Source organism: Sphaerochaeta sp. S2 (assembly GCF_016406725.1).
In the GTDB taxonomy this organism is placed as follows: Bacteria; Spirochaetota; Spirochaetia; order Sphaerochaetales; family Sphaerochaetaceae; genus Sphaerochaeta.
On record NZ_JAEKNT010000172.1, the window covers coordinates 1 to 11,963 of the forward strand.

9 protein-coding genes are annotated in these 11,963 nt (G+C 49.3%); 2 read left to right on the top strand and 7 right to left on the bottom strand.

The annotated features are described in order from the left end of the window. The 7 genes from JF818_RS04500 to mnmE all read right to left on the bottom strand — a co-directional run. The coding region (locus tag JF818_RS04500) for an ABC transporter ATP-binding protein (RefSeq protein ID WP_198890778.1) at positions 1–707 on the bottom strand (707 nt) is incomplete at its 3' end. Between the two features lies 1 nt (position 708). After that, positions 709–2,358 (bottom strand): DEAD/DEAH box helicase, encoded by a 1,650-nt coding sequence (locus JF818_RS04505; RefSeq protein WP_198890779.1) that lies wholly within the window; start codon positions 2,356–2,358, stop codon positions 709–711. 238 nt (positions 2,359–2,596) lie between these two features. Continuing rightward, entirely contained in the window at positions 2,597–3,409 is an 813-nt protein-coding gene (locus JF818_RS04510) for an aminotransferase class IV (RefSeq protein WP_198890780.1), read from the bottom strand. A 14-nt stretch (positions 3,410–3,423) separates the two neighbouring features. Then, entirely contained in the window at positions 3,424–6,249 is a 2,826-nt protein-coding gene (locus JF818_RS04515) for a DNA translocase FtsK (protein WP_370570306.1), read from the bottom strand. 43 nt (positions 6,250–6,292) lie between these two features. Next, positions 6,293–6,952, bottom strand: coding sequence for a 16S rRNA (guanine(527)-N(7))-methyltransferase RsmG (gene rsmG, locus JF818_RS04520; RefSeq protein WP_198890781.1), 660 nt, complete (start codon positions 6,950–6,952; stop codon positions 6,293–6,295). Next, the gene (gene mnmG, locus JF818_RS04525) at positions 6,942–8,756 is read right to left on the bottom strand and encodes a tRNA uridine-5-carboxymethylaminomethyl(34) synthesis enzyme MnmG (protein ID WP_198890782.1); all 1,815 of its coding nucleotides are present in this window, start codon (positions 8,754–8,756) and stop codon (positions 6,942–6,944) included. Before mnmG ends, rsmG begins: the two co-directional genes overlap by 11 nt. Before the next feature lie 3 nt (positions 8,757–8,759). Beyond that, positions 8,760–10,088, bottom strand: coding sequence for a tRNA uridine-5-carboxymethylaminomethyl(34) synthesis GTPase MnmE (mnmE, locus tag JF818_RS04530; protein ID WP_198890783.1), 1,329 nt, complete (start codon positions 10,086–10,088; stop codon positions 8,760–8,762). 67 nt (positions 10,089–10,155) lie between these two features. Between mnmE and JF818_RS04535 the strand changes: the two genes are divergently transcribed. Together JF818_RS04535 and efp are read left to right on the top strand one after the other, a co-directional pair. Next, a complete protein-coding gene (locus JF818_RS04535; RefSeq protein WP_198890784.1) occupies positions 10,156–11,148 on the top strand; it encodes an amino acid--tRNA ligase-related protein in 993 nt (330 codons plus the stop codon). 18 nt (positions 11,149–11,166) lie between these two features. Then, a complete protein-coding gene (efp, locus tag JF818_RS04540; protein ID WP_198890785.1) occupies positions 11,167–11,730 on the top strand; it encodes an elongation factor P in 564 nt (187 codons plus the stop codon). The last annotated feature ends 233 nt before the right edge of the window (positions 11,731–11,963 follow it).

Here is an 11,963-nt window from a genome sequence, read left to right on the forward strand (position 1 = left end):
ACCTTGTACTGCTCCATCTTGCTGTCACGCAGGATATCATTGACGTGGTTGAATTTTGCTTCTTGGTAGGACTCACGGCCGTATGATTTGACCTCTCTGATCCCCATCAAGGAGTTCTCTACATTGCTGTTCACGTCAGCAACGGTTCGCCGTACACGGCGGAAGGTTGCCTTCATGCGTATTCCATAATACACCCCGTAGAACACCATGATCGGCAAGGGTATAAGGGAAACCAGGGCGAGAGGGACACTGTAGCTGAACATAAGGATGTAAGAACCCAGAATGGTAGCAACGCTGATGATCAAATCCTCGGGAGCATGGTGAGCCATCTCGGTGATCTGGAATAAGTCATTGGTGATACGACTCATCATATGCCCGGTCTTGGTCTTGTCAAAGAACCCGAAAGAGAGTTTTTGCAAGTGACCGAACAACTCGCTTCGCATATCGGTCTCCATCTTTACCCCAAGAATATGTCCCCAGGTTACCCGTATATACTGACAGATTGCCTGCAGTATGTAGATGAGGAGCATGAAGCCAAAGATGATGATCATATTCTTCAGATTCTGGTTAGGAATCTCCACCCTGAGCAGCTGTCTGGTCAAGGTGGGAAAGAGAATCGAAAGGATTGAAGCAAAAATTGCCACCCCCATATCAAGGAAAAACAATCCCTTGTATGGACGATAGTAGGCGATGAACCGTTTGAGCATGCTACTTGTTTCTCCTGAACAACCGGGTGAAGAAATTCTGCTTCTTCTTCGTCTGGGTGGTCTCCTGCTTCTGAGCAACAGACGGCTTAGGGGTAGGGTCTTTTCTTACAGGACTCTCCTTCTTCACAGCAGGCTGGCTCTTCTTGGCCTCAGGGGATCCTTCAGGGATCTGGCCACCTTCACTCTTGTACTGCTGTTTGTAGTAGGACAATCGCTCCTCAAGGGAGAGGTTCTGGATCTCTGCGTAGCTCTTGGAGCCTGAACGACGACGTCTTTGAGGTTCCTGTGCTCTCTCCTGCCTTTCAGGTCTTGGGCCTCTGGGCTTGTTGTCTCGCTCGTCTTTTGCACGCTTTGGACGACCAGAGGATTGTGGCTTCCCTCTTCTGGGGGGTCTGGACCCACCACGAGAAGGTTTTGCCCCACTTCTAGGTCCGCGACTCGGACGCCCACCATACTCGTCATCCCTTACCAAGTCCCTGAAGGAGTATGAGGCACTCTTGTCCTCGACGGGTTCAAGATCGCCTTCCTCAGGCCAGATTACAGGAATCTTCATCTGAATGAAGTTCTCTACTGCTTCCAGGTTGAATACATACTCTTCATCTGCAAAGGTAATGGATTTTCCACTCTTACCAGCACGTGCTGTACGGCCGATACGGTGAACGTAGTTCTCAAAATCATCAGGGATGTCGTAATTAACAACCAATTCCAAGTCATCAATCTGCAACCCGCGGGCTGCAACATCAGTTGCCACAAGAAATCTAATCTTGCCTTCCTTCATGCGGTCAATTGTTTGTAACCGCTTTGATTGTGGCAGGTCTCCCATCAGGTACTTGGTCGGGTATCCATTCAGTGAAAGCCGCTTGGATACCTCAATGCATCGTGCCTTGGTGTTGGTGAATACCAGACAGTTTTCTGGATTCTCTTTTTTCAGAAGTTGCAGGAAAAGTGAGAATTTCTCATCTTTCGCAACATGGAACAACTCCTGGGTAATTGCATTAACGGTAATTTCCTCAGGATTAACCTCAATCTCAGCTGGTTCATTCATGAACGACCAGGCAAGGTTACGAACCTTTGTGCTGAGTGTTGCTGAGAACAACATGGTCTGTCGTTCTGTGCAATCACGAAGCAAGCTGAACATCTTCTGGATATCGGGATAGAAACCCATATCGAACATTCGGTCTGCCTCATCAACTACAAAGATGTCAAATTCTCTGAAGTCAATCTTATGCATCTTCTGGTAGTCAAGAATACGGCCAGGGGTACAGACAAATATATCACACCCCTTCTCCAGGATTTCATCTTGCTTCCCGTATCCTACACCACCAAAAAAACTTCCGATTGTGAGGTCTTCGATACCAGACCCAAGGAGGATGGTATCTTCCTCGATCTGGACAGCCAATTCACGGGTTGGAGCAACAATCAATGCCTTCGGTTTGCCCTTTCCAGCCTTTATGGCCTGGACAAACGATTCAAGAATCGTCAACACATACACTGCGGTTTTTCCGCTTCCAGTCATAGACTGGACCATGACATCACGACGAGAGAGGCTTGTGGGGAGTACTTTTTCCTGTACGTTGGTACAGTCACTAAAGCCTGCAGTCGCGATGCCTTTGAGCACTTGCTCACTTAAGGGTAATTCGGTAAATTTCATTCGTTCTATATTTCGCCTTTATAAGTAATTGCAGTATTCGCAATAAGAGAGGTTCTTTTTTCAAACCTTATAATAGTAAGATAGAGGAAATTAAAAGCCTTGTCCACCTCTGCTAAAAGTGAACAGAATATTCATGGTGAAAGATCACAACCAACATTGGATTGTGTTTTTTAGGTTTCCATCTGATACGAATACCCTATACTTGGAATTCTTCCCTCCGGAAAGGAGAAAAAAATAGTCAATCCTCCAGCTCCCACTGTCTGACAAGACTACTGATCTCAAGGGTTACAGTATAAGCCTTTCCAACAGTGTTTCCATTGACGTGCGAAAGAGGCATTGCAGCCATGCTGGTAGCGGAGATGAACAGCTCATCATAGAAACCACCAACCACTTTGTTCAAAGAAGGTGCTTCGTAGCGTATCTGCAAACCCAACAGCTTTGCTGCCTTGATAACCCGATCCCGGGTAATACCCAGCAAGACCTTCTCATCTTGTGCGGTGAAGAGCTGCCCATCCTTGATCGCAAAGAAGTTGGAACGTGTTCCCTCCAGGATTTTCTGTTCCTCGTCGACCAGAAGTGCCTCGAAACATCCATTTCTTCTGGCTTCTTCCAGGGCAAGATAGTTCAGAAGAAGATTCCCCGTCTTTGCGCCAGGAAGCAGACGTTCCCCTTCATAGGTGAGTGATTTCACACCTTCTGAATAGAAGGATTCTGGATAAGTTAGTATCTCACTCGTGGTGATGAACAGTTGTGGTTGCTTGCCTCCATAGATCTGGATTCTCAGGGAGGCTTTCTCAACCAGATCCACCTCTATCAGGGCATGTACCCAGGTGCCAATCTCTTCCCGACTGAACGGATAGTCAAGATGTATAAGATTTGCAGAGTTCTCAAGCCTCAGGAGGTGGTCCTCCAGATGCACAGGGTGTGCCTGGATGACCCTAAGGGACTCATACACATAAAACCCTGACTGGATTTCTCTCTGGGTTACCGGTACTACCGCCTCACTCTGCAATATGATTTTTCCGTTGTAAACGGCATGTTCTCCAACCATTTGGTTCTCTTCTCCTAGGGGTACTTGATCAATTCGCGGGGTTTGCTCCCATTGGGGGGGCCAACATAGCCCAGCTCTTCCATCTGCTCAACCATACGGGCAGCGCGGTTGTACCCTATCTTCAGACGGCGCTGCAGATAGGAGGCTGAAGCACACTTGCGTTCAACGACAATCGCAAGTGCTCTGTCCATCAACTCCTCATCATCGTTTGAATCAGCACCATCATCATCACTGCTCTCACTTGCCTTCGGCTCATCGTCCTCAAAGAATGACTCGTCGATATATTCAGGCTCACCTTGCGAACTCACAAAGGCAACAACCTGTTCCACTTCATTGTCACTGAGGAAGGAGCCCTGTATCCGTTCAGTTGCAGGACTGCTGCTGGACATATACAACATGTCACCCTTTCCAAGCAGCTTATCTGCACCAGGTTCATCAAGGATGATTCGACTATCGGTTGAGCTGGTAACAGCAAAGGCAATACGGGTGGGAATATTGTTCTTGATCACGCCGGTGATGACATCAACAGAAGGACGCTGGGTAGCCAAGACCAAGTGGATACCCACCGCACGGCTCATGGCAGCAAGACGACTGACCTTGCTCTCCATATCCTTGCCAACAAGATGCATCAAATCTGCAAATTCATCGATAACCACCAGGATATAGGGAAGTTTCTCTCGAGCGAGACGGCTCGTCTCAATCTTCTCGTTGTACCCGATGATATTCCTGACACTTAATGCTTGCAGTAGTTTGTATCTTCTGTCCATCTCATAGAGACAGAAATCAAGTGCCTTCAGGGTCTTTTTCGCATCAGTGATGACGGGAGTGAGCAGGTGGGGAATCCCATTATAAATATTCAACTCTACAATTTTTGGATCGACGAGGATCATCCTTACCTGCTTTGGACTACGCCTGAATAGAACCGAACATATCAAGGAGTTCACACATACACTCTTACCACTTCCGGTACTACCGGCGATCAGGAGATGTGGTGCCTTGATCACATCGACAACCACGGGGTCTCCCATCAGGCTACGTCCCAAGACCATGGGAATACCCAATGAAGCAGTCAAGGAGGGGAGCATTTCGCGGAATCCTATAATGTCCCGCTTAAGATTGGGAATCTCAACACCTACAGCAGATTTCCCAGGGATGGGTGCCACGATACGGACCTGGGTGGCAGCGAGTGCGAGGGCAATGTTGTCAGAAAGGTTCACGATTGAATTGACCCGCACCCCAGGAGCAGGAAGCAACTCAAACATGGTGACCGTGGGACCACGTACAATATTGGTCAATTCTGCATTTATATTGAACTGTTCCAGTGTTGCAACCAGGAGCTTACCCTGGTTGACCGTCTGTTCATCGACCACATCACCAATCTGTGGATAGGTAACCAGGATGGACTCATCAGGATACTGATACGTGATTCGCTTACGGTTGATGAGGGCACTCCCTTCACTTCTGGAAGAGAGCCCACCCACCCCGCTGGCACTCTCCAGAGGATCTTCTTCATGCTCCTTGCTCTCTGTCTGGACCGCTTCTCCTACCAGCTCACCACCACCAGTTGGCTGAGCAGTACTCTTGGGCGCAAAACCAGGTTCAGGAGTCATCTCAGATTTGGGAGTGACAGGAAGTGGCGATTCTGTCTTTGGTTGATTGGGACGGAAGAAGGGATCAGCTACTTCCCGATTGGAGGGGCGCTCCTCTTTTTCTCTTGGCTCATACTGTACTGAGAGAATACGCTCCCTGATATTCATATGCTGAGAGGGCTTGGTAGGAGGTTCTTCCCTCTTTCCTTGTTGCTCCTCCACGGCTTGAGCAAGCATGCTCTTTACCCTGCCTTGGGGTTCATTCCTTCGTGCATTGTTCTTTCTGGGTGCCTTCCCTACCGCTTCCAATGCACCCTGCAGGAACCCAGAGAGCTGAACTGGCTCTTTATTCGGTTTCTCGTCTTTTTTTGGCGAAGGATGTGCTTCAGCCTCTTTTTTCTGAGCTTCCAGTTCTCTCTGTTTTCTCTCCAGGTAGGTTAATCCATTATTTCGTTTTCGCTCTTCCCCAAGGGTATGCAACGCTCCAATACTTACCTTTCCTACCTGCATCTCCTTCACCGCGATTGTATCATCCTGCGGTGTTTTTCGGTCACTCGGGGTATGCTTTCTTGACAAACTCTCCAGGGAGGGAACCTCAGCTATGTGAGGAAAAGCAACCTGTTGGTCTGCGAAGCTTGCCCCTTCAAGAACCTCTTCTGCTTCAACGGGTTTCTTGCTGAGGGTAATGATTTCCTCTTCGTCCTCAGGAGATTCCTGGTCGTTGGATCTGTGTCCTTTCTTCCTTTCTCGCTTCTCTTTTTTAACCTTGCCCATCTCTACTCTGGCTGTCTTGTACCGTTTCATTCCGTCCCCGATCAAGGTGAGGATGACAAAGAGAGCCATTTCGGCAAAAAAGATAAGCACCACACGGAAAGACGCACTACGAAGATCTTCAGGGATGGATCGTATCAGGATAGGGCGAGTACTTCCCTGCATAAGATGGCTGAGGGAATAGAGTGTATAGGCCATGATTCCAGTAAGAGGGATCAATACATAGAGAAAGCGATTTTTAACTCTGAAGGTAAAAATCATGATGGTCCAGAGGCCAAGCAATACAGCAAGTGGGATCAGAGAAAAGGGTGCTGGGGAAACGGTAAAGGAGAAGAACCGATTAAGCAGGGAGCTTGCCCAGGTGACTACGCTGAGTTCAATTCCGAGAGTCGGCAAAACTTCCAACGCACCTACCAATAGCGTCAATAAGAGGCATACCACCCCTGCAACAAGAGAACCTGTTCCTCTACCTTCCTTCACAACTCGCTCCTTTCTAGGTAAACACCCTTGCCTTCAGATGGTATCAAATCTTTGTGAGAACGCAAAGCGTGCGATTTGCATCCAATTGGGGAACCGTGAGAGGGATAAACTGTGCACTCCACCTACTTTTGCATTGTGATGCAACTTGGTCCAGCTCTGCTTCAACCTGGTCAAGCACGCCTTTGTATGCACAGACTACACCACCATCATTGAGGATGGGCTCCACAAGATCAAGTATTTCCACCAAAGGCCGGAAAGCCCGGAAGGTAATCACATCGAACTTCTGGCGTACCTGTTTCAAGTCCTGGGAGACAATCTGGACCCGTTCAGAGAGACCGGTCGCTGCAAGAGCGTTTCGTAGAAAATTCACTCTCCTCTCCATCCTTTCCACCAAGGAGAAGGAGTAATTTTCCAGAGCTATTGCCAAGGGAATCCCGGGTAGACCTGCACCTGAACCAAGATCTGCAAAGCAGGGGTTCTCATACTTCTGGGCAATTTCACTGATTGGGGAGACTGCAGCCAGGCTATCGAAAATATGGCGGATGACCAACTCTTTTCCCTCAGCTCCAACCAACTTGTAAACGGGATTGAAGAGCTCCACCTCTGCGATATACCGTTGCAATTGGAGCAACTGTTCATCGGACCATACCAGTTGCATGGCATCAAGGCCTTCCTGTATCAAGGCAGCATACTTACCGCTCACGGTTTCCTCCCCTATCCAGAAGAACGATCAAGAGGGCAATATCACTATTGCGAACGCCGCTGATCCTGGAGGCCTGTCCCACTGAGATCGGCATCACTCTTTTGAGCTTCTCCTTGCCCTCGGCACTCAATCCATCCAATGCATCATAGTTGAAATCCTGACTGATATGGAGACTCTCCAGTTTCTCAAATCGGTTGATCTGTCGCTCCTGGCGGTTGATATAGCCTTCATATTTCACATCCAGTTCCACCTGGTAACGAATTGGCTCCTCAAAGGCAGAGAGTTCTGGAATCGTTTCCTGGAGACTGGCCATGGTGACTTCAGGCATCTTGAGTGCCTGAATTGCACTCTTTTCGCCTACCTTACGCTGTCGGAGCAGGTCCTTCACCGTTTCCATTTTCTCCAGCTTCTGTTGGAGGCGGCCCAGGCTCTCCTCAGACTGCAATCCAACGCGGAACCCTTTCTCGGTAAGGCGCTGGTCGCAGCTGTCATGACGAAGATTAAGCCGATACTCAGCTCTGCTGGTGAACATCCGGTAGGGTTCCTTGGTCCCCATGGTTACCAGGTCATCAATAAGGACCCCCGTATAGGCTTCATTACGACTGAGCACCAGAGGTTCCTCCCCCTTGAGCTTCTGTGCTGCATTGATTCCTGCCATCAATCCCTGACAGGCAGCTTCCTCATACCCACTGGTACCATTTGTCTGGCCTGCAATGAAGAGGTTCTCAACCAGCTTGCTCTCCAGGGAAGGGAATAGGGCTTGGGGATCGATGAAATCATATTCGACAGCGTACGCTGGACGCATGATCTGAGCATGCTCCAGGCCTGCAATACTGTGGACAAAATCCCATTGCACATCTTCAGGAAGGGAGGAGGAGATACCGTTTAGGTACATTTCCTCTGTCCCGATACCCTCAGGTTCCACGAAAATCTGGTGCCGGTCACGATCGGGGAATCGAACCACCTTGTCTTCAATTGAAGGACAATAGCGTGGTCCGGTACCAACAATCTTCCCACCATAGAGGGGGGAACGATGGATATTATCCTGGATGATTGCGTGGGTTTTCTCATTGGTCCATGTTATGTAGCAAGGAACCTGGGGTCTGTTGATGCTGTCATAATCAAAACTGAAGGGCATCATAAGCTCTTCCCCATCCTGCAACTCCATCTTGTCGAAATCCAGGGTGGACTTGCGTACCCTGGCAGGGGTGCCGGTCTTCAAACGCCCAACCGGAAAACCCTTTTTCCTGAGATTCGTACCCAGTCCAATGGCAGCCGGCTCATCCAAGCGGCCGTTGGGTGCATCATACTCTCCTATGAAAATTCTTCCTTCCATGAAGGTTCCTGTGGTAAGGACGACTACCTTTGCGGAGATGGTATGCCGTCTTTGGGTAACCACCCCCACAAGGCGCTTGCCGGTTGCATCGAGCTGGAGGTCTACAACCGTATCCATGAACAAGGAAAGGTTGTGTTCACTTTCCAGTGTTTCCTTGGCGAGCCTTGCATAGGTGAACTTGTCAGCCTGGGCACGGGGAGCCTGTACAGCAGGACCACGTCTCCTGTTGAGTATACGGTACTGTATCATGGAGTGGTCTATCAGGTGGGCCATCTCACCACCAAGGGCATCAACTTCCCTGACGATATTTCCCTTGGAGAGCCCACCGATTGCCGGATTACACGACAAACGCCCGATTGCATCGAGGTTCTGGGTGATCAAGAGAGTCTTGTATCCTATTCTGGAGAGAGCCAAGGATGCCTCAATACCGGCATGCCCCCCTCCCACTACAATTGCATCATAATCCATATATTATTTTCCTACACAAAATCCACTGAAGATTGTCTCAAGAATATCGGAGGGGGTAACCTCTCCGGTCAACTGACCAAGATTGTCCAACGCCTCTCCCAACTCAACGGCTGTGATATCCAATGGGATATCCTCATCCACCAGTTCGAGCGCTCGGCCAAGCGCCACTTCGCTTGCATTCAAGAGTTGGTATTGCCGCTCCGATTCAATGATCAAGAGTTCATCACCACTGACAGAGAATCCACTGGTCAGCCGCGTGGAGATCTCATGGAGCAAACGATCCACTCCTTCCCCACTTTGGGCACTGATAGCCAACTTACCCTTCGGGGGCTTTGCAAGATCACTCTTGTTGTAGACCACCAAGGTCCGTTCATCCTCTTCAGGCACATGCCCCATCATGGTGCTGTCAACAAGAAATACCACCAAGTCTGCCTGCCCAATAAGGCGTTCTGTTCGTCTAATGCCTTCACTCTCGATACTGTCAGAGCTTTCCCTGAGTCCCGCTGTATCGTACAGGCGAATCGGGATACCCTCGATCGATAGATCGGCTTCTATATAGTCACGGGTGGTTCCCTTTACAGGACTTACTATCGATCGCTCCTGTTTCAGCAGCAAATTAAAGAGAGAGCTTTTCCCTGCATTGGTAGAACCGGCAAGCACAATCCTGGCCCCACTCTTGTAGAGCTTTCCTACCTGATAGGTCTCAGAGAGATGGTGGAGTTGCTTGATCAAATCAACAAGCCTTGCACGAGGAAATACAAATTCATCCAGTTCATCCTCAGCATAGTCGAGTTGTACCTCGACGGCAGCCATGACCTGCATCAATTGCTGCTTGAGGGAGCTGATCCGATCCTTCAGGCTTCCTTCAAGTCTTCCCAGGGCAAGAGCCCTGGAGCGTTCACTCTGGCTTACCACCAACTCCTGCACTGCCTCTGCCTGGGTCAGATCCAAACGACCGTGCAAGAATGCACGGAAGGTGAATTCTCCACCCTCTGCACTACGCATACCAAGTCGGGAAAACAGTCCCAGGATTTCCTTGATCACGGCAAGTGAGCCATGACAAGTGAATTCTATTGCTTCCTCCAGGGTGTACCCGTGTCCTTCCGTATAGACGGCAGCAACAACCTCATCCAGCTTTCTTCCTGCTTCATCCTGCAGGTAGCCATGCACCAATGTGGCATTATCAGCATCTTTTAGGGCCTTGGGCCGGGAAAAATGGGTTGCAAGCAGTGCTTTGCACCCTTCTCCACTTACCCTTATGACCGCTAACGCGCTCTGCGCCCATGGCGTGGCAAGGGCATAGATGATATCGTCGGTTACATACTCTCTCATAGGAGTGAGTATACTGTTTTGCATGGTATGCTTGCAACACAAGCGGCCCTCTGGCTATGATGCACCCATGAAAACAGCAGCACAGCAAAGGAGCAGGATGAATAGGGCAATCCGCACCTTTTTTGATGAACGTTCCTATACGGAAGTCGACACCCCCATACTCAGCCCCACCCTCATACCTGAAGCTACCATCGAGAACTTCTCCACACGGTTTGAGAACCCCTTTCTTCCCTCCAAGGACCTCTACCTGGTTCCTTCACCAGAGATCTTCATGAAGCAGCTTATCGCAGAGGGAATCGGCAGTATCTACCAGATCAGCCATTGCTTCAGAAACAGTGAACAACTGGGGAATATCCACAATATCGAGTTCTCGATGCTTGAATATTACACCATGGGTGCAGACGAACAGGACTCCATTACCCTTACAGAGGATCTAGTTGCCTCACTGCTGAGTGAAGACAGTCCACAGGATCTGAGGCCTCCCTTCAGAAGAATGAGTGTTGAAGAGGCAATGCTCACCTATGCGGGGATTGACCTGAAGCTGCACCAGCGACAAAGCTCACTTGCCAATGAAGCAAAGAGACTCGGTCTTTCACTTCCCCCTGGCCCAGAGAGTTGGGAAGACACGTTCAACAGGATTTTCCTGACCTTCGTTGAGCCAAACCTCCCCCAAGACCGCCCCTTGGTACTGGAACAGTATCCAAGGCAGATTGCCTGCCTTGCAAAGGCTGACGGCCTTTACCGACGAAGGTGGGAACTCTACATTCGTGGTGTGGAGATCGCCAACTGTTATGACGAAGAGAGAAGCGAAAACACCATCTCTGCCTACTACCAAAGTGAGTTTGCAAAGCTGGTGGAAAATAGGATGGACAGTGGCTCTGTCATACCCGATACCGACCCAGCCCTTGCCCATACCTTTGCAACCATGCCCCAATGCTCAGGGGTTGCCATGGGCCTTGATCGCCTGTTGATGTTGCTTATGGATAAAAGCAGTCTGCAGGGGGTGATTCTTTTTCCGCTTTCTGATATGCTGAGGAATGGCGATACGCGTAATTTGTAACAATACGAGGTAATACACATGATTAAAGCAGGCCAAATCGATAAGGGAACCGCCTTATTGATCAAAGGACAACCCTTTGTGGTCGTTGACCGAGAGTTCGTAAATCCCGGCAAAGGCTCCGCCTTCGTACGACTGAAGTTGAAGAGCCCCTCAACAGGCCAGACCTTGAGTGAAACGATGAAGACCCAGGATAACGCTGAAGACATCACGGTAATGGACCGTGACTGTCAGTACCTGTACAACGATGGAGAGCATTTCCATCTTATGTTGACTGACACCTTCGAGCAGATCGAAGTACCGATGACCACATTCCCAGATTATGAGTTCCTCATGAAGGACGGGGAGACCTACCGGTGTACATTCTGGGAAGAGCAGATGCTCGACATCCAGCTTCCCCCGAAAGTGGTCTATCTGGTGGCAGAGGCTGAGGAAGCAGTAAAGGGTGACACCGTCCAGGGTGCAACCAAGTACGTAACCACAGAAACAGGACTGAAAGTCCGTGTCCCAATTTTCATCAAACAAGGTGAGAAGATCCGCATCAATACTGAAACAAAAGAGTATATCGAGCGAGTCAACAGCTGACCTAACCCTTACCCACAAGCCCCCAAGAAATTCTTGGGGGTTTTTATTTGGACAATACTGTCCTATTCCGACATATACTTGGACAATAAATAGGCCTTTCGCTGTTTTGAGTGGGTAGAATCCTAAAGAGGCAAAGTGATAGTGGAAAACTCTGGGAGTGCTGTGGTACTGTTTTGGTATCATAGGACAGAGAGGTAATTCACGATGAACGGATTCTCCCAGACAGACATCTT

What these genes read in the sequence shown, in the direction of transcription:
- JF818_RS04505 (WP_198890779.1), bottom strand. Translation starts at nt 2,358, where the DNA reads ATGAAATTTACCGAATTACCCTTAAGTGAGCAAGTGCTCAAAGGCATC.
- JF818_RS04510 (WP_198890780.1), bottom strand. Translation starts at nt 3,409, where the DNA reads ATGGTTGGAGAACATGCCGTTTACAACGGAAAAATCATATTGCAGAGT.
- mnmG (WP_198890782.1), bottom strand. Translation starts at nt 8,756, where the DNA reads ATGGATTATGATGCAATTGTAGTGGGAGGGGGGCATGCCGGTATTGAG.
- mnmE (WP_198890783.1), bottom strand. Translation starts at nt 10,088, where the DNA reads ATGAGAGAGTATGTAACCGACGATATCATCTATGCCCTTGCCACGCCA.
- JF818_RS04535 (WP_198890784.1), top strand. Translation starts at nt 10,156, where the DNA reads ATGAAAACAGCAGCACAGCAAAGGAGCAGGATGAATAGGGCAATCCGC.
- efp (WP_198890785.1), top strand. Translation starts at nt 11,167, where the DNA reads ATGATTAAAGCAGGCCAAATCGATAAGGGAACCGCCTTATTGATCAAA.